This is a genomic window from Dyadobacter diqingensis (genome assembly GCF_024220585.1).
Taxonomy (GTDB): Bacteria; Bacteroidota; Bacteroidia; order Cytophagales; family Spirosomataceae; genus Dyadobacter; species Dyadobacter diqingensis.
The window spans coordinates 17711-37080 of sequence record NZ_JAMXKF010000017.1 but is presented as its reverse complement, the minus strand read 5'-3'; the positions used below and the strand labels follow the sequence as shown (position 1 = coordinate 37080).

Below are 19370 nucleotides of genomic sequence, written 5' to 3'. Positions count from 1 at the left end.
AGTTTATGCATAAATCAACTTTCCTTTGGGGCTTGGAATTTCACGCCCCAGCTCTTTGGCTGTTTCGATCCATTGGTCTATTACAAATTGAATATTAGCCAGTGCTTCATTTTGGGTATTTCCGTCAGCCATACAACCAGGTAACTCAGGAACCTCGACGATAAAAGCGTTATCCTCATCACTCCAGTACATTATTATCTCGTATTTGGCGTTCATAGTTTTGAAAGTTTGTATTTTAAAACCAAATTTCTTACTTGTTTAACCTGATAGGATTTAGCTTTGCTTCCATCAGGCTGAATATTAATTATTTCTGAGACACCATCTTTATGAAAAATGCGATGACTACCTCCTGTTAACTTTTCTGTAAATCCAAGGCTTAATAATATCATTCTTAATTCTTCGAAGCTGATATTATTGTCGGATGCACCGGAAAGTAATTTCAGCATGAGCTTATCAAATTTACTCATTTCTCCTGTTAAATGATTTTATATAGTGATGTGTATTTCAAATTTACTCATTTTGACCAATTTAACCAGAGTCTGCTATACCATTATTAAAATCCTGTATGATTGAATCGAAATATAGGATAACTCAATTTTAGCTATATTTCAAAAAAACACATCAACGACTGGCGGGATTTTTTTTTACGCTGTGTTTATAAACCATGAAGAAAATCGGACTCGTCTTATCTGGTGGTGGTGCCCGCGGTATATCACATATTGGCGCCATAAAGGCACTTGAAGAATATGGCCTGAAACCCGATGTGATCAGCGGAACAAGCGCAGGCGCGTTTGTAGGAGCATTGCTTGCATACGGATACCCGGCCGATGAAATGTTTGAAATAATTCTCAACACGCGTTTCAGCAATTATCTGAGATTCGGGTTCAGCCTTGGAGGGCTGCTGAAAATTGACCGTGCAGAAGAAATTCTGAAAAAATACATTCCCGAAAATTCTTTTGAAGCATTAAAAATTCCGCTGGTTGTCACAGCCACCGATATTAACGCTGGCGAAGAATTATCCTTTCGCACGGGAGAGCTTGCAAAAATTGTGCTCGCCTCATGCTGTCTGCCTGGTGTTTTTAAACCATTACGGCTCAATGGTCGCGACCTCATTGACGGCGCCATCTTCAATAATTTACCCGTAGCCCCCATCGAAAAGGAGACCGACTATATCATCGGCATCCATTGCAACCCGCTTCTTTTCGACAAACCTTCTGCCCATATGCATCAGATCACCTATCGGAGCATCCGCATGGCGATGCGCCAAAAGGCAAAAGCAAGCCTGGATCGCTGCGACCTGCTCATCGAAGCGCCGGAGTTAAGTACTTTCAACACATTCGATTTTACAAAAGCGCGGAAGTTGTTTGACATTGGATATCAGTACACCCACACGCTTTTGAAGGAAAAGAAATTTGAAGTTTAGCTATTTCTTTCTACCTAATTATTGCTTGCCACTACACCCTGAGGTTTAGTGTCGGCCAGCTTTCCGATAACCCAGTTCCCCACCTCTTTACCCTGAATCCATCCATTCTCCACAGCATCCATAAAATGGATTCCGCCGTAAAAACGGGATAAACCGGATTCCTTTGCAGCATCGTTAAAGGATTTGAATTTCCGGGCTTTCAATCCAAAACGTTCTTCAACGGTGTCGGTGTAGGCAAAATTATCGCCCAGATAGTGTGTCAGGATCACTGCCGATGCAGACGAAACCACGGAATGACCACTGAGATATTCGGGAAATGGCGGTGTCTGCAAAAATGGTTTCCAGTTCGGATCAATGTATTTCCGGATCACCGTTTCAGGACGGATACGATTACTTCTGTATTTTTCATCCCAGCAGGCCATAAAACCATCCATCAGACCGATCGCGACGGAAGTCGTGATAAGCATCGTTTTCGAAAAATCCTCTTTCGCCTGCTGACAGGCAATATCCGTAATCCCGATCCAGTGCGCACCCGGCGATATTTTCTTCATCCCAACGAGTAAATGTCCCTTATTTTCAAGCGCAAACGGATTACAATCCCAAAATGCAGCGGTTACTTTGGCATCACCTTCGGGTTTCACGTTATAATTGGCAACCATCATTTTATAAAATTCAGAATTTTTATCTTCTGAAAACTGAACCGGCCGGGCAGGTTTAAACTGCGATGCGGAATCAAGGGTAAACGGACGAACCGTTTTGAAATAGGGCTCCACAGGCGGGAAATAACCCGGAGGTGTCGGATACCAGCTGCCGTTAACCTCCTTGGGTTCGTAACGTGGAAAATTGCTTATCTTATTGTACTTATCCGCTTTCGCATATTTTAAAATCTGCTTGCTGATACCCAGGGCATATTCCTTGGATTCATTGATCGTTTGTTCACTAAAACCGATTGTTTTACAGGAATCCAACAAACGATCCTGAAACTTTTGTAACATCACCCCACCGGAAGGCTGCATTTTTTTCGCAGTTTCCAGCATCGCCAAAACAGCACTTAACTGATATGAATAATGCGTCAATCCTTCGGGCTTTTTTATTTCCGGAAAGTCGTTCAACCGGCCATGCATCGTTTTGGTAACAGAATCGTTTTGTGCTACCACTTCATAGCCGGCGAGGCAGGCGTAAGAATAAAACCTGGCTCCCAACGGCGGATTGGTTACATCATGAACCATCACATCGGTCATTTGGCTCGTTACCTGTCCAATGATCGCCGGAGCCAATTCCGGTGATTTTTCATCTTTTTTGCCGCATCCAACCAAACAAACAACAAGCAGAAGAGGCAGAATTAATTGAATTTTCATTTTTTGTTTGTTTTGTATGCTTTAATTTCTTGTTGATTTATCCCAAATAGAAGTGTGTTTCCAAGCGAAACCACACTGCGCACGTCACCTTTGAGGGCAAACCCTGATCTACTTTGAGGGATGTAGCTAAAATCCCCTTTACCATCGCCCTTCAACAGAATTCCGTAATTGGCGTCATATTTCCCGAACCTTAACCGTGCTTTATTGCTATTGCCGCAAAACAGCAAATCCTTCTTTCCATCCTGATCGTAATCCAAAGCGGTAATCGTAAATACGGGCGATGACTGCACTTCAAGCGGCAACATTTTTTCAGTCAACTTACCGGAGGCATGGCTTTCAAAATAAGCTGTTTTCAAAAAGTTTGATTTCAAATGGGAAGCTCCTTCCAGTTCTTCCTTCGAAAAAATGTCGGTCAGCGTGGCCTCTGCATAACTTTTGTAATCCTGAAAGCGCGTCCGCATGATACTCATCTGATCCAGCATTTCGTCGCGCGTCACGTAGGGGTAACTTTTGCCCTGGATGTAAAATGAAAGGATTGGATCTACCGAACCGTTATCATCAAAATCTTTATAAACCATTTCCACAGGCTCCGCGTCGCTGGCTTTGCATTGTGTGTTCAAGCCAATATTGCCGACCACAAGATCTGTTTTCCCGTCACCGTTAAAATCTTCCGCCAGAATCCTGTTCCACCAGCCGCTATATGGTTTGTCAAAATAGTCGGTTGTCTTATTCGTCAGTTTTCCGCCGTTATTTACCAACACCGTCACCGGCATCCATTCTCCCACCACAACCAGATCCGGCTTTTTATCACCGTTCATATCCGTCCAGGCAGCATCCGTTACCAACCCGATTCTTTCAAGTTCCGGTGCAAGCGCAGCCGTTTGATCCGTAAACTGCCCCTTTCCGTTATTGATCAGGATATAACTTCTTGGTGCTTCGGGATATCGACCGGGAATAACCCGGCCTCCCACAAACAAATCCGGTCTTCCGTCCGAGTTCAAATCTGCAACACGAACGCAGCTTTTACTAAAAAGCATTTTGGGTAAAGCATCCGTCTTTTTTGTAAAATTCCCTTTGCCGTCGTTCAGGTATAATCTGTCCTGAAGCAATATATCTTCCGGGGTAAAATTGGCATAACCTCCGCTGGTCACATAAATATCCGTAAAGCCGTCGGCATTGGCATCAAAAATTGCCGCATCGGTATCCACGCTCTGTTTGTCAGCCTCAAAAGCCGGAACAGATTTCAAAGTAAATGCCCCATTCTTCTGCTGTATATATAATTTCCCGGGTTCGCCAGGTCCGCCACCAATGTACAGATCTTCCAGCTTGTCGCCATTGACATCACCTTTTACCATACACGGCCCGGAAAATGAAAGTGCATTGACCATCAGAGGCTGGCGTTTAAAATCATTCGTTTTGTTCACCGGATTGGTATAAACAACCGGTGACTGAACGGGATTAAATACGGGTGCCTCCCAAGCCGGCGTAATCGCATTACCTGTTGCATTTTTTTCCGACAAGGTCAGCAATTGATCCGCTTTGGGATTAACAAGTTTCTGCTCCTTTCCACTCAGCCAAACAATTTTCAAAGAATCAACAGAAGCGGAAGCCCCCAAACCGAAATGCAGCGTTGGCGACACACTTGACTGATATCCCCGTGTTGGCATTTGTTCAATATACTGCTGTTCTCCTTTTTGATAAATCGTCACTTTTGCGCCTGTACCGAGCGTGTTTTTTCCTTCTCCCTGCAACTTCACTTTCAGATAATGATTTTTCAATTGTTTGTCGCCGTCATTCTGGTAAACAAATGCCGGCAAGTTGATATTATTCACCACGAGGTCAAGATCTCCGTCATTATCGAGGTCTGCGTAAGCCGCCCCACCACTGTTCGAAACCTGTCCAAGTCCCCAGTTTGTGGCTACGTTTTTAAAGGTTAAGTCCTTGTTATTTTTAAAAAGATAATTGGTCATGTTAGACGATGGCATCTGATACACCAGTTCCAGAATATCTTCCCGGCGCACCTGCCCTTCTTTTCGTTTCAAATGATCGCCCATATATTTCACGAAATCCATGTTGGTAAAATCCCGGAGATTTCCATTGGTTATGAAAAGGTCCTTCCAGCCGTCGTTGTCATAGTCAGCAAAAAGAGGCGCCCAACTCCAGTCCGTGTTGGATACACCCGACAACTGCCCGATTTCAGAGAAAACAGGTGATGCCGATTTTCCGGAAGCAGCGCCAACAACCCCTTTGTTCAATTGCAGCATATTGCGCATATACTGGTGGTGAAATCCCATTTTCACATTGAAATCGAATAGCTCATAGTTGTCGAGCCCCACCAAAAGTTTCTGGCGCCGGTTATCCTCCGGCAGCATGTCCAGTGTAAAAATATCGGGTAGCCCGTCATTGTTAAAATCGGCAATTTCATTTCCCATAGAAGAGTGAGAAGTATGCCCTATTCCGGCCTCGATCACATCGGTGAAAGTGCCGTTTTTATTATTGATGTATAAAAAATCAGGAACTGAATAGTCGTTGGAAACGTAAAAATCAGGCCATCCATCCAGGTTAATGTCTGCTACCCCGATACCAAGTCCATAACTCAGGGCAGAACTGCGGATGCCGGCTTTCACGGTAACATCTTCAAAAATGGGCTCCCCCCCATTGGCCATGTTATTACGGAACAACCTGGACCCCGCCGAAGTATCTTCCTTTTTCAGGATTTCGGCAGTGGAAGATTCATCTAATATCGGTAATGCTTTGTGATTATGGTTTAGTAAAAACATATCGAGATCGCCGTCCCGGTCATAATCAAAAAAAGCTGCTTGTGTGCTAGTGGAAGAATTGGCCAGTCCGTATTGCTCCGCTTTTTCTTCAAACTGCGGAATACCCTGCGCATTGGCTCCTTTGTTAACAAATAATTGGTTTTTCAGTTTATCGGCAGAAACACTCCCCGAATAACAAACATAAATATCCAGCAGCCCATCGCCGTTGACATCGGCCATGGTCACACCGGTTTTCCAGGGGCCTTCTCTGCCAGCAACATTGGCTGTGGCGGTAATATCTTCAAACTGCATTTTCCCCTTATTCAGGTACAGTTTATTCGAAACCATATTTCCGGTAAAATAAATATCATCCAGTCCATCCCCATTGATATCCCCAACCGCAACACCACCGCCGTTATAAAAATATTCGTACATCAACACGTTGGTATTTAATCCTTCGGTCAAAGTATTGTTAAAATCGATTTTGGTTTTTTCGGCGGAAAGCAGTGTAAAAAGTGGAGGTCCGGTTTCTGCATTTTCCTTCTCATCAGATTTTTCAGACTTGCTGCAACCCGTAAAAGTGGTAATGATAACGAACAGGAAGGTGGCCAGAGATAAGCCGCTTTTTAGTTTCATGATTTGAAACAGAAAATATTTGATGGTGAAGGAAAAAAGAAACTATGCCTGCATCAAGCAAGCATAGTTTCGGGTAATGAAGATAAGAAACAATTAACTATTTATCATAACCTGGGTTCTGAACAAGTTTCGCGTTTCTGTTGATCTCGTCACGACTAAACGGACGGAAATACATTTTATCCACCCACGTACGGTTTTCATGAGATTTCTCTTCAACCGGCGTGTAAGTATAAGTATAAACCGAAGTATCATAGTGGTAAGGCTCTTTCATTGACTGACCTGCTTTGAATTTACCCACAACATTGATATATGTCAACGGTCTTCCCAAAGTCGTCTGAGCGATCATCCAACGGCGGGCATCGTGGTAACGCTGCTCTTCGTATGCCATTTCAATTCTTCTTTCATGGCGGTAAGCTTCTTTAAGTTCTGCACCGGTTGCTTTCAAAGCCGGCATACCTGCACGGAAACGAATTTTGTTTAGCCATAAAAGTGCTTCTGCGTCTTTTCCAAGTTCAATGTTTGCCTCAATGTAGTTGAAAACAACTTCAGTAAAGCGGATGAAAGGCCATGGAATATTCTGACGATCCGTGTTATCATACAATGCCGGATTTGGATCTATAAACTTACGCATGTAGTATCCTGAGCGGCTTCCGTTCCAGTCTTCGATAGAGCTGCTGCGGGTATCCAATCCTTTGCGGTTGATCAAAGCGCCTTTTTCATCCAAAAGGTCATATGCACCTGTCTGGATTTGGTTCGCAGGATCTTTCGCATCCGATGGACGAGGTTTCCAGGTTGCACCGTCATACATCACCGTTGCGTAGAAACGAGGATCACGGTTTGTATAAGGTGCCGCACTATGCGTTGGGTTTGTCCATTTAAACGCAGTACCATCCATCATTTCATAGTCGTCAACAAGCAGACCGATTGGCGTGTTACCAGCCCAGTTATGGTATCCGTTAGGACCGTTGTTCAAACCTGTCTGACGAGCACCTTCACTTAAACTTGGCGTAAAATAACGACCGAAAATAATCTCGCTCGCTGCCGATGGATCCAGCGTTTTATCAGCACTCGCACCAGACATTGCAATCGAGATATAGTTAATTTTACCTTGATCGGCTGTTTCAGGTGCTGTAAGATTTAGTTTATAACCTCCGTTGCCAGCATCCAAAGCAGCTTTTGATGCATTAAGAGCAGCTGTCCAGCGAGCCGTACGATCTCCTGAAAGATATCCTAAAAATTCAGGATTTGCATAGGCAGCAATCACTGACGACTTTGCTTTGGCAGTTGGAATATCATGCAAGTCACTCGCCGCATAAAGTAATACACGTGATTTCAAAGAAAGCGCTGCTGCCTTTGTAGCACGTCCTTTTACCAACGTTTTCCCATCCAAAAGTATTGCAGCGCTATCCAGGTCACTCACGATCGATTTCACACATTCATCATAAGTGTTACGAGGAATAGAATAATCTTCATTCAGTGCATACACCTTTTTGATAAGCGGAGCAGAACCGTAGTAGCGAAGAAGCTGCTGATAGTAATAAGCTCTTAAAAAGTAAGATTCCCCCTTCAGACGGCTCTTCAGAGCGTCGCCACTGAAAGTAGCCGTCGCCAAACTCTGAATGGCAAGGTTTGTCGCACGAATACGTGTATACATCGGTCCCCAGCCATAGGTATCATCTACCCATCCCAGGTTCGAAGGGCTCAAACTACCTTCATTGATCGTATTGATGTTACGTCCTGTGTGGGTAAATACCGCTTCATCAGCCAACGAAGCAAGCATTTGTTCACTGAAACCACCCTGCTGAAGTCCGGAATAAATACCAGTTACAAAACCCTCAGCCAAAGCCCCATCCTTCCATACCTCCTCAGTCGGGATTTCGGTAGGCGGAGTAACGTCAAGAAAATCTGTTTTACACGATGTCAACCCGGCAGAGGTCAACAACGTAATAAGCATTATATTTTTATATTTCAATTTCATAATTATAGATCATTAAAATGCTACACGTACACCGGCATTGATAACACGAGACTGTGGATAGTACTGTCCGCTGTTGTTAGTAGATTCCGGATCCCATACTTTGATTTTATCAAAAGTAAGAAGGTTCAATCCGTTCACGTAAACCCGGAATTTGCTTAGTCCAAGTTTCGAGCCTAGTTCAGAAGGCAGGTTATATCCAAGTTCAATGTTTTTCAAACGCAGATAGTTGTTGCTTTTCAGGAAGTAGTTGTTGATACCAGCCTGTCCTGTGTTGGTGTAATAACGGTTGTTACGGTTTGTAAGACGAGGATATTTATCAGTTGGGTTGTCGATAGTCCAACGGTGATCGAAATCGTATTTAAGATAGTTTCCGATATCACCTGACTCCGTCAAACCAACGATTTGAAGGCCTCCTGTTGCTCCCTGGAAAAGTACGGCAAGATCAAATGCTTTGTAACCAAGGTTGATCGACGCGCCACCTGTAAACCATGGACGTTGAACTTTTTCAGTGCGTAAACGGTCATCACCATTAATTTTTCCATCTGGTTTCCCATCAGGGCCACCTCCGATATCCTTGAATTTCATATCACCAGGTCTCAAATTACCTGTGATTGGGCTGTAATCCAGTTTGTTTCCATCAATCTCAGCCTGGTCTTTGAAGACACCGTCGAATTGATAAACTAGGAACGACTGATAAGGCATACCGGTTGTTCTTTGATATGAAGGTGCACCAGGTACCTCATCCCAATACTTGATTTTATTTTTAGCAAAACCTCCGTTAACACTTACAGAATAAGTAAAGTCGCCTGCATTTCCGTCGTAGCTAACTTTAAACTCCCATCCTTTATTTTGTAGCTTTCCAAGGTTTTGAGGTGGAAGACGGTTATCGATTCCGACAGATGAAGGTGTAGAACCTGCTTTTGGAATAAGCATTTTAGAACGGTTGTTCACAAAATAGTCAAATTCAAATGCCACTTTATCATTGAACAATGTTCCTTCAATACCGAAGTTACTGTTGTTGGCTACTTCCCAGGTAAAGCTTTTGTTAGCTATACGAGTTTCCAATAGCGTTTTAGCAACCTGATCGTTCAACACGTAGTTTCCAAAACCCATTGTCGAAAGATATTGATATTCAGCAAGTGTTTCAGTACCAAGGAAGTAAGGTTCAGCACCCATTTGTCCCCATGAACCACGGATTTTTACGTTGTTCATGAAATGGATATTATTTTTCCAGAAACCTTCTTCAGACATACGCCATCCTGCCGAAACACCTGGGAAAAATCCAACACGACCTTCTTTCGGGAAGATATATGACTGATCAACGCGCCAAAGGAACTCTGCAAGATATTTTTCTTTATAGTTATAACCTGCACGACCGAAATAACTTAAACGTGCACGTTTGTACAAGTCACCTGTATTTCCAATGTTTTGCTCCGCTGTTCCACCGGCAAATAATTGGTCAACTACCGGAGAGATAAAATAACGGCGGTAAGCAAAGAATCCATCAGCATCTACTTTCTCTCTCTGAGCACCGGCCATTACATTGAAATTGTGTAGTCCGAATGACTTATCATAAGAAACTTGCCCTGTCAGCTGAACAGAAAGTTCCTGAGCCGATGTTTCGGTCAAACGAGGATCACTGAAAGTAGAACGTACTGTTCCCGTTAGCAAAGGGCTAACTCCATCAGCTTCAAACGTCTTTTTGTCCCAGAAATACAAAGTCCATGGCGTCTCCCAGTTTTTAATTCTGCGAAGCTGCTTATCCAAAGCTGCCATTACATTTACTTTCAAACCTTTAATACCAGGCACCTGAATCTCCAGACCACCATTGGTTTGAATATAGTCTCTTTTGTCATTGTTATAACCAGTTGTATTTGTGGTAATAACAGCCGGGTTCTGACCATTTTCAATATCAGGACCAGGTTTTCCATTCGGCCAGATTGCAATTTCTGTTGGTTTTCCACGCATTAACATACGGAAGATCGCACCAGCACCATTACCACCACTTGGAAAATGACGGAATTCCTCTCTTAAAGTTACACCAAGATTAGCCGTAACATATTTGTTAATCTTTGTATCAAGATTAATACGCATATCATACTGCTTATATCCTGTTGCAGAATTGACATAATATCCATCCTGATTGATGTGTCCCAGAGAAGCAAGATATTTTATGTTTTCGCTACCACCAGTCAATTGCACATTATGACGCTGTTGTGGAGCCCAGTTACGAAGTACCGCACCATACCAGTCAGTATTTGGATGTAGCAATGGATCACTTCCGTCATTAAACTTCTGCATATCTTCAGGTTTAAAAACAGCATTCAGCACGTTTCCATTATCCGTTCTTGTATATGCACCCGTTGTATTGAAACCCTGCAAAGCGCCTGACCACTGTCCAACCGGGAGGTTATCATAAATCTGCAACTCATTTCTGATTGTTGCATATTCGGATGCATTCGACATTTTCGGCGTACGTGTCGGCTGACTCATCCCAAAATTCATATCATAAGACAACTGTGGTTTCCCTGATTTCCCACGTTTTGTAGTAATCAGAATTACCCCATTACCAGCACGTGATCCATAAATTGCAGCAGCAGCATCCTTAAGAACCGAGATACTTTCAATATCAGCCGGATTGATACGATCCAAACCACCACTACGGTTAGGAACACCATCCACAACGATCAAAGCATTACTGTTACCCAGAGAGTTAGTACCACGGATACGGATCGCAGATCCATCGTAGCCAGGTTCTCCACTTGACTGTACAGCGGAAATACCAGGTAAACGACCACCCAAAGTGTTTGAAAGGTTAGCAGCTGGTGCCTTCTCAAGTTCTGTACCTTTAACTGCTGTAACCGAACCTGTTAATGTAGCTTTTTTTGCTGTACCATAACCAACAACAACAACCTCTCCCAAAGATTTAATATCCGTCGCCAGCGTCACATCGACAGTGGATTTTTTTCCAACTTCGATTTCCTGCGTAAGGTAACCAATGAACGAGAAAACAAGCGTATTACTACCTGCTGCGTTCACAGTATAACCTCCGTCATTATCGGTAACGGTACCCGCCGTCGTACCCTTTACAACAACGCTTACACCGGGCAGGCCTTGCCCCTGGTCATCTTTCACTTTACCCTTGACAGTATTTTGAGCGAATGCCCCGACGACTGTCAACAGGATTAGCAAGAGAGAAAAAACATACCGTGCTGATTCACGACATGTCCATCTAGTAGAAATTCTCATAGATTAATAATTAGGATGAGTAGATAAAAATTGGGTAAAAGCTTATAGTCGTTTCCGTGATCAATACACGTACAGTAGACAAATAGAGGAATATTCTACATCAAAATGTAGAAGTGAATTCCGTAGTTAATAACTTATAGAAGCGGAAAATTTTTTTCAAATTTTATAATTGTTAGGTTGAATTATTGTACAATTAAAGCAGACAAAATTGGCTTACTGACTAACGATAGGTGTTATATCAACACAATTAGATTTATATACTTCATTTACATATCGAATAAGTACCAAATATTCATTTCTACTCATAAGGATGTACAAAAAGATATTAAATTGTTCACAAAAAAAAATGATCTTCCTATATCCATATGCATTCTTAAAAAATAACAATAATACCACGGCGATTTTTGCTTTATTTTCAATTGTAACCCTGGATATATCAAATAAGTATTACACAAATATTCGAGTAAATTAGAATTTGTAACCTGTATAACACTAATCAATCCTATTTAACGCATCAAGTTTTCAGTTTTAACAATTCCAATGTTATTTATATTTATTCGATGAATTAATTACCCGTCGTTCTCTATATCTTGCCTATATTCGTGATAAAATCATTTGCCCCTTTATTTTGGGATAAGATGAATTAAAACTACATTGAGTCCATAACCCGACTGGAAGCTTTTACTATTAATACAATGAGATTTCTGAAATTCAGCATACTGGCTATTACCTCGGTTTTTTACTACTCCTGCCAAAAAACCTCATCTCCGGAAGAGTACAACGCCAAAGCATCGGACCCAAAACTTTTTCATGAAACGGCGACACAACTTACCGATGTCATCATTCACGATATATTCAAACCGCCGGTTGCAAGCCGTATTTACAGTTATTCGTTTCTGGCAGCTTACGAGGCCTTGGTGCCATCGTCTGCGGAGTATCGGTCTCTGGCCGGGCAAATCAATAAGTTTACACCAACGCCAAAACCAGAAGCCGGGGCAGCCTATTGTTATCCCTTAGCCAGTGTAAAAGCATTTACGGTTGTAGGCCGGACGCTTACATTTTCGGGGAATATGTGGGATGACTATGAAAAAGGGTTGTTCAAAAAGTATCAGGAAATGGGTATACCCAAAGACGTGTATGACCGGTCGATCCAGTATGGGGACACGATTGCAAAACATGTGCTGGCTTATGCTTCCAAAGATCATTACAAGGAGATTCGCGGTTTCCGTTACACGGTTACGAACGAACCGGGTACCTGGGTACCAACACCTCCTGCCTACGCGGATGCCTGCGAACCTATGTGGAATACCGTCAGGACTTTCTCGCTGGACTCGGTAACTCAGTTTCGCTGCCCACCGCCTGCCAAGTATGATCTGAACAAAAACAGTCCGTTTATGAAACTGGCTATGGAGGTTTATAACACGGGGAAGAACCTTACCGAGGAGCAAAAAGCCACAGCATTTTTCTGGGATGATAATGCCTTTGTAACCAACGTGGTAGGACATGCCATGTTCGCCAACAAAAAAATGACACCGGCCGGTCATTGGCTGGCTATTATACGTTACGTAACGACTGAGAAAAAATTCGACCTTATGAAGGTGAATGAAGCATACACACTTGGCGCATTATCACTCTTCGATGCCTTTGTTTCATGCTGGGATGAGAAATACCGCAGCGTCCGTATCCGTCCGGAAACCGTGATCAATAATAACTGGGACCCGAACTGGAGACCGTTTCTGGAAACGCCCGCCTTCCCTGAATATGTCAGCGGACACAGCACCATATCAGCGGCCTGTGGAACAGTACTTGGAAAACTGGTTGGAGAAAATGTAGCCTTCACTGATACGACAGAGAAAAAATATGGCCATGGTGTAAAGTCCTTCAAATCATTTAAAGAGGCTTATTGGGATGCATCCATCAGTCGTGTCTACGGCGGAATACACTACCGTGACGGTGTGGAAGAGGGAACAAAACTCGGTGAGAAAATCGGCGCGAATGTGTTAAACAAGATCATCACCAGAAAAGATGGGAAGGTTTTGGCAACGGCCGAATAGGAAGCTGTTCAACAAATGTTTAGGGCTAAACGGAGGATCCAAGGCATCCCGCCCAACGCTGAAACCTTGGGTTAAATCTACACTCCCGAAATCGCATAAGCAGAAGACCAGAAAACAGTATTAACCCAAGGCTTTAGCCTTGGCTACTCGACCAGGCTTCTAATTTAGTACGGGCTTTAGCCATTGGATATATCTCCAACAGCTGGCTGCTATCGCTAAGGCCGGAGAAGATCACGGGCCAAGCCCCAAGGCTGAAGCCTTGGATTAAATCTACACTCCCGAAATCGCATAAGCAGAAGACCAGAAAACAGTATTAACCCAAGGCTTTAGCCTTGGGCACACCAGGCTTCTAATTTAGTACGGGCTTTAGCCATTGGATATATCTCCAACAGCTGGCTGCTATCGCTAAGGCCGGAGAAGATCACGGGCCAAGCCCCAAGGCTGAAGCCTTGGATTAAATCTACACTCCCGAAATCGCATAAGCAGAAGACCAGAAAACAGTATTAACCCAAGGCTTTAGCCTTGGGCACACCAGGCTTCTAATTTAGTACGGACTTTAGCCATTGGATATATCTCCAACAGCTGGCTGCTATGGCTAAAAGCCCGAGAAGATCACGGGCCAGGCCCCCAAGGCTGAGGCATTGGGTTAAATCTACACCCCCGAAATCGCATAAGCAGAAGACCAGAAAACAGTATTAACCCAAGGCTTTAGCCTTGGGCACACCAGGCTTCTAATTTAGTACGGACTTTAGCCATTGGATATATCTCCAACAGCTGGCTGCTATGGCTAAAAGCCCGAGAAGATCACGGGCCAGGCCCCCAAGGCTGAGGCATTGGGTTAAATCTACACCCCCGAAATCGCATAAGCAGAAGACCAGAAAACAGTATTAACCCAAGGCTTTAGCCTTGGGCACACCAGGCTTCTAATTTAGTACGGGCTTTAGCCATTGGATATATCTCCGACAGCTGGCTGCTATGGCTAAAGCCGGAGAAGATCACGGGCCAAGGCTGAAGCCTTGGATTAAATCTACACTCCCGAGATCGCAGAAGCAGAAGACCAGAAAACAGTATTAACCCAAGGCTTTAGCCTTGGGCACTCGACCAGGCTTCTAATTTAGTACGGCTTTAGCCATTGGATATATCTCCAACAGCTGGCTGCTATGGCTTAAGCCGGAGAAGATCACCAGCCAGGCCCCCAAGGCTGAAGCCTTGGGTTAAATCTACACTCCCGAAATCGCAGAAGCCGAAGACCAGAAAACAGTATTAACCCAAGGATTTAGCCTTGGGCACTCCACCAGGCTGCTAATTTAGTACGGCTTTAGCCATTGGATATATCTCCGACACCTGGCTGTTATGGCTAAAGCCGGAGAAGATCACGGGCCAGACCTCCAAGGCTGAAGCCTTGGCCTAAGTAGTCTGTTCCAAATTTGGGTAGGCCGGCATGTATCAGTACAAGATCATCAAATTAAACCTTCACATGATCCGCATTAAAATGCAGCCCTATATTTTCACGTCTCGCCATCGCCATTTTAATGATCAGATACGAAACCGATATCATATTTCTCAGCTCGCAAATGGCAACAGACACCTTTGATTGCCGGTACAATTCTTCATGTTCCTGGTGAAGCAGTTCAAGACGGTCGTAAGCACGTTTCATACGGCGGTCGGTACGGACAATGCCCACGTAATTTGACATAATGCTGTTAAGCTCCCTGGTCATTTCCGTCACCAATACATTTTCCTCGGGATGCGTCGTTCCTGAATCATCCCATTCCGGAATGTTGTCTGGAATAACGGCCTGATCAAAACCCTCTAGGGTGCTTTCATAGGCACGATGCCCGAAAACCACTGCTTCCAGCAAAGAATTCGACGCCAACCGATTAGCTCCATGCAAGCCTGTACAGGCACATTCGCCCACACCATAAAGGAAATTGATGTTGGTCTTCCCCCATTCATTAACCCGGATTCCGCCACACATATAATGCTGGGCGGGTACAACCGGAATCATCTCGGTCCTGACGTCAATACCTGCGTCAAGACAATACTGGGTAATATTTGGGAAATGCTCCAAAAACTTTTCGTAATCACAATGACGGACATCCAGATAGACATGATCTACCCCATTTTTCTTCATTTCGGAGTCAATAGCGCGGGCAACGATATCACGAGGTGCCAGCGATAACCTGCTATCGTATTGTTCCATAAAAGTGGTTCCGTCTGCATGTTTCAGAATTCCGCCAAAACCGCGAACCGCTTCCGAGATCAAGAACGAAGGTTTTTTCCCAGGCTGGTATAAACTCGTCGGGTGAAACTGGATAAATTCCATGTTGTCACAAATACCCTTCGCGCGATAAGCCATGGCTATTCCGTCGCCAGTCGCGATGGTTGGATTGGTCGTGCTTTGATAAATATTACCAATTCCGCCCGTTGCCAGCATCGTTGTTTTGGCCAGGAATTTTTCAACTTTGCCCGAACGACGGTTTAAAACATAGGCACCAAAACACTTGATATCTTCACGGTAGCGATATACTGTTTCGCCCAGATGGTGTTGTGTGATTAGCTCTACCGCATAATAATGCGTGAAAACTTCAATATTTTTATGACGTTTTACTTCTTCCAGAAGCGCGCGCTCAATTTCCGCACCCGTTATATCCTTGAAGTGTAAGATCCGGTGGTCGGAATGTCCGCCTTCTTTTGCCAGATCATAATTCCCTTCCGGCTCCTTATCAAAACGTGTCCCGTAATCGATCAATTCCTGGATACGCTCCGGAGCTTCCTTTACTACAATTTCAACAATATTTGGTTTATTAACCCCGTCGCCTGCATCCATCGTATCGTGGATATGCTTTTCGAACGAGTCCGATTCTGCCCAAACAACGGCAATACCGCCCTGAGCATACTTGGTATTCGTTTCATCGGCTTGCACCTTGGTAATCACAGCAATGGAAACATGTTCCTGAGTATTTTCAAAGTGTCGTGCCAGTTTGGCGGCATAACTAAGTCCGGCAATACCGGAACCAATGATCAGGAAATCGAACTGGGGCATAGGCTAAATATAAACGTGTATCATTTATTTGATGACAAAATATGAGATTCTCAAATGAAGACGAGCCGCATCCGAAAATCTCATATCCTAATATCTATAAGAAAAGAATTAAATTCCTTTACTCAATTCCAACATTCGTGCTACCGATTCATACGCTTTCAAACGGATATCCTCCGGAACAAAAATTTCCGGCTGCTCGTATTTAAGCGCATTATACACTTTTTCAAGCGTGTTCATTTTCATGTAAGGACACTCCGAGCAGGCACAGGTGTTATTATCCGAACCCGGTGCCGGAATCAGTTTTTTATGTGGTACTGCCTGCTTCATTTTATGCAGAATACCAGCCTCGGTTGCCACAATAAATTTATCGTGATCAGATTCCTGAACGAATTTCAACAAGCCCGTTGTAGAGCTTACAAAATCAGACTGAAGCAAAATATCTTCCTTGCATTCCGGGTGGGCGATCAACAACGCATCCGGATTTTCCTCGCGTAACTGTTTCAGCTTTTCACGGGAAATATCGATGTGAACGATGCAGGCACCATCCCATAAGACCATATCACGACCGGTTTTATGCGCCACATATCTGCCGAGATTTGCATCAGGCGCAAAAATAATTTTCTGGTCCTTCGGTAAACTGTTCACGATTTGCAGAGCATTTGAAGAAGTACAAACGATATCGGTCAACGCTTTTATTTCCGCAGAACAGTTGATATAACTGATCACAATATGATCAGGATACTGTGCCTTGAAAGTGGCGAATTTATCAGCAGGTGCAGAGTCAGCCAGCGAACAGCCCGCATTAAGATCCGGAATAACAACCTTTTTGTTTGGGCTTAAAACCTTGGCAGTTTCTCCCATGAAATGTACACCACAGAAAACGATCATATCCGCTTCTGTTGCAGCAGCTTGCTGGGATAACCCCAAACTGTCTCCGATATAATCTGCTAAATCCTGAATTTCTGCATCTACATAATAATGGGCTAAAATGACTGCATTCTTTTCCTTTTTCAAGCGGTTAATCTCAGCAATCAAATCAATATTATCTGCTACCGTTTCGGTCACATAACCGTAACGTGCTACTTGCTCTTCAATGGTTGTCATTATGGTGAATAATTGGCTTTTTGTTGATTATTAAAAATCCGAGCCGAATTACGATAATATACTTTTCAAAACCAAAGAATCCATCTGCAGGGATTTTCATCATGAAATAATATCTGTAAGGGGCTGCCGGGTCGTCAGCAAAGAAACACGTTTTTGGCCTATCTGGTTTAGTCAAAAACAAAAAACTTCTTCCTAATTTACAGAAGGAGCTTTTGTTTTAGCGGCGACAAACAAAAACCGCCCCACAAACATGTGAGGCGGCTATATCATTTCAAATATTCTGAGTCTTCTAAAAAGCCAGCGAATTGAAATCCGTTAAAGTATCCAGCGGAAGAATGCGTAAAGCGTACCTGACAGGAACATCGTCACAGGCAAAGTTAATACCCAGGCAATAACAATGTTACGAATCGTTCCGGCCTGAAGGTTTTTAACCCCTTTGCTGGCCACCATCGACCCGGCAATACCGGAGGAAAGCACGTGCGTTGTACTTACCGGAAGTCCCAGATAAGATGATACCCCGATCGTACTTGCAGCAACCAATTCAGCCGAGGCACCCTGAGCATAAGTCAAATGCTGCTTACCGATTTTCTCACCGATCGTCACCACAATTCTTTTCCAGCCTACCATTGTACCCAAACCAAGGGAAAGCGAGATCATCAGGATAACCCAGTCAGGCGCATAATCTGTAAATCTTCTGATTCCTTTTTCTCCGCCTGCCTGTCCTTTCAGAAATGCAGTGTCAGCAGAATTCAGATTGGCATCACCGTTTTCAAGAATCGTTTTTGTGTTACGGCTGATTAAAAGCAAAGATTTACGGGCATTCATACGTACTTCTTTTGGCAATTTATTATCAACCAAAGGCTTGTCAAGCTGAACGTTCAGCAAGGCGATTTCTTTTTTAATTGTATGCCAGTTAACCCGGTCCGATGCAGAAAGTCCCAACGTATCGATGCGGCTAATGGTCTGATCGATTTTTACCAGATCAGCTTTCATATCACTTGGATTAATGCTGTTATCCAGTGCAAAATGTGCCGGCACAATACCGATCAGAATAAGCATCACTAAACCAACACCCTTTTGTCCGTCGTTAGAGCCATGGAAAAAGCTTACCAGCGTACAGGTTGTGATCAGGATTACACGGATCCAGATTGGAGGCGCCGTATTTTTCTGTGGTTCGCTGAACACAACATCACGCAACGGCTTCGATAATGCACGACGAAGAATGAACATGATGATAATAGCCAAAGCAAAACCGAAGATCGGCGAGGTCAGCAGGGAAGTAAAGAGTTCTTGTGCTTTCGCCCAGTTTACACCCGCACCGTGGGTATTTTCAGGCATAAAGGTAAAGGCAAGACCCACACCCAGAATAGACCCGATAAGGGTATGCGAGCTGGAACTTGGAAGTCCGAACCACCATGTACCGAGGTTCCAGATAATCGCGCTGAAAAGCAGCGAAAACACCATGGCAACACTATGATAAACGTTTTGGTCAATCAGCAATTCAACGGGCAGCAAGTTTACAATACCCATCGCAACAGCGATACCACCAAAGAACACACCTAAAAAGTTACAGAAACCGGACCACATTACAGCGATATTCGGTTTAAGAGAATTGGTGTAAATAACGGTTGCTACGGCATTGGCCGTATCGTGGAAACCGTTTACAAATTCAAATGCACATGCCGCTAAGAGACTAAAAGCGAGTAGGAGGAAAATGTCGGTTTCAAGACCAAACATAAGTAGCGTATAAGTTTACTTTATAA

General features: G+C 43.7%; 11 protein-coding genes. 2 read left to right on the top strand and 9 right to left on the bottom strand.

All coding sequences use genetic code 11. The features are described from left to right. Positions 1-3: 3 nt before the first annotated feature. Both M1L62_RS28790 and M1L62_RS28785 read right to left on the bottom strand, forming a co-directional pair. Entirely contained in the window at positions 4-216 is a 213-nt protein-coding gene (locus tag M1L62_RS28790) for a type II toxin-antitoxin system HicB family antitoxin (protein WP_254563102.1), read from the bottom strand. Continuing rightward, positions 213-467 (bottom strand): type II toxin-antitoxin system HicA family toxin, encoded by a 255-nt coding sequence (locus M1L62_RS28785; RefSeq protein WP_254563101.1) that lies wholly within the window; start codon positions 465-467, stop codon positions 213-215. The genes M1L62_RS28790 and M1L62_RS28785 overlap by 4 nt, the downstream gene beginning before the upstream one ends. Before the next feature lie 197 nt (positions 468-664). Here M1L62_RS28785 and M1L62_RS28780 point away from each other — a divergent pair, with 197 nt between their 5' ends. After that, on the top strand, positions 665-1423 hold the full coding sequence (locus M1L62_RS28780; RefSeq protein ID WP_254563100.1) for a patatin-like phospholipase family protein: 759 nt from the start codon (positions 665-667) through the stop codon (positions 1421-1423). A gap of 14 nt (positions 1424-1437) precedes the next feature. On the opposite strand, the gene M1L62_RS28775 is transcribed toward M1L62_RS28780, so the two are convergent. The 4 genes from M1L62_RS28775 to M1L62_RS28760 form a co-directional block, all read right to left on the bottom strand. Continuing rightward, entirely contained in the window at positions 1438-2781 is a 1344-nt protein-coding gene (locus tag M1L62_RS28775; RefSeq protein WP_254563099.1) for a vanadium-dependent haloperoxidase, read from the bottom strand. Then, on the bottom strand, positions 2778-6176 hold the full coding sequence (locus tag M1L62_RS28770; protein ID WP_254563098.1) for a VCBS repeat-containing protein: 3399 nt from the start codon (positions 6174-6176) through the stop codon (positions 2778-2780). Before M1L62_RS28770 ends, M1L62_RS28775 begins: the two co-directional genes overlap by 4 nt. A 97-nt stretch (positions 6177-6273) precedes the next feature. Then, entirely contained in the window at positions 6274-8154 is a 1881-nt protein-coding gene (locus M1L62_RS28765) for a RagB/SusD family nutrient uptake outer membrane protein (protein WP_254563097.1), read from the bottom strand. 12 nt (positions 8155-8166) lie between these two features. Further along, the gene (locus tag M1L62_RS28760; protein ID WP_254563096.1) at positions 8167-11403 is read right to left on the bottom strand and encodes a SusC/RagA family TonB-linked outer membrane protein; all 3237 of its coding nucleotides are present in this window, start codon (positions 11401-11403) and stop codon (positions 8167-8169) included. Between the two features lie 695 nt (positions 11404-12098). Between M1L62_RS28760 and M1L62_RS28755 the strand changes: the two genes are divergently transcribed. After that, positions 12099-13457: a vanadium-dependent haloperoxidase gene (locus tag M1L62_RS28755; protein ID WP_254563095.1), complete on the top strand. Its 1359-nt coding sequence runs from the start codon at positions 12099-12101 to the stop codon at positions 13455-13457. Positions 13458-14922: 1465 nt separating this feature from the next. Here M1L62_RS28755 and nadB read toward each other — a convergent pair. From nadB to M1L62_RS28740, 3 genes are all read right to left on the bottom strand, one after another. Further along, a complete protein-coding gene (gene nadB, locus M1L62_RS28750; protein ID WP_254563094.1) occupies positions 14923-16503 on the bottom strand; it encodes an L-aspartate oxidase in 1581 nt (526 codons plus the stop codon). A gap of 108 nt (positions 16504-16611) precedes the next feature. Then, positions 16612-17607 carry a quinolinate synthase NadA gene (nadA, locus tag M1L62_RS28745; RefSeq protein ID WP_254563093.1) on the bottom strand — a complete coding sequence of 332 codons (996 nt, stop codon included), beginning with the start codon at positions 17605-17607 and terminating at the stop codon, positions 16612-16614. Positions 17608-17922: 315 nt separating this feature from the next. Next, positions 17923-19344: an inorganic phosphate transporter gene (locus tag M1L62_RS28740; RefSeq protein ID WP_254563092.1), complete on the bottom strand. Its 1422-nt coding sequence runs from the start codon at positions 19342-19344 to the stop codon at positions 17923-17925. Positions 19345-19370 lie beyond the last annotated feature (26 nt).

Bases quoted from the DNA above. Each gene is read 5' to 3' on its own strand.
- M1L62_RS28775 (WP_254563099.1), bottom strand. From the start codon at position 2,781: ATGAAAATTCAATTAATTCTGCCTCTTCTGCTTGTTGTTTGTTTGGTT.
- nadB (WP_254563094.1), bottom strand. From the start codon at position 16,503: ATGCCCCAGTTCGATTTCCTGATCATTGGTTCCGGTATTGCCGGACTT.
- M1L62_RS28765 (WP_254563097.1), bottom strand. From the start codon at position 8,154: ATGAAATTGAAATATAAAAATATAATGCTTATTACGTTGTTGACCTCT.
- nadA (WP_254563093.1), bottom strand. From the start codon at position 17,607: ATGACAACCATTGAAGAGCAAGTAGCACGTTACGGTTATGTGACCGAA.
- M1L62_RS28770 (WP_254563098.1), bottom strand. From the start codon at position 6,176: ATGAAACTAAAAAGCGGCTTATCTCTGGCCACCTTCCTGTTCGTTATC.
- M1L62_RS28780 (WP_254563100.1), top strand. From the start codon at position 665: ATGAAGAAAATCGGACTCGTCTTATCTGGTGGTGGTGCCCGCGGTATA.
- M1L62_RS28755 (WP_254563095.1), top strand. From the start codon at position 12,099: ATGAGATTTCTGAAATTCAGCATACTGGCTATTACCTCGGTTTTTTAC.
- M1L62_RS28740 (WP_254563092.1), bottom strand. From the start codon at position 19,344: ATGTTTGGTCTTGAAACCGACATTTTCCTCCTACTCGCTTTTAGTCTC.
- M1L62_RS28760 (WP_254563096.1), bottom strand. From the start codon at position 11,403: ATGAGAATTTCTACTAGATGGACATGTCGTGAATCAGCACGGTATGTT.
- M1L62_RS28790 (WP_254563102.1), bottom strand. From the start codon at position 216: ATGAACGCCAAATACGAGATAATAATGTACTGGAGTGATGAGGATAAC.
- M1L62_RS28785 (WP_254563101.1), bottom strand. From the start codon at position 467: ATGAGTAAATTTGATAAGCTCATGCTGAAATTACTTTCCGGTGCATCC.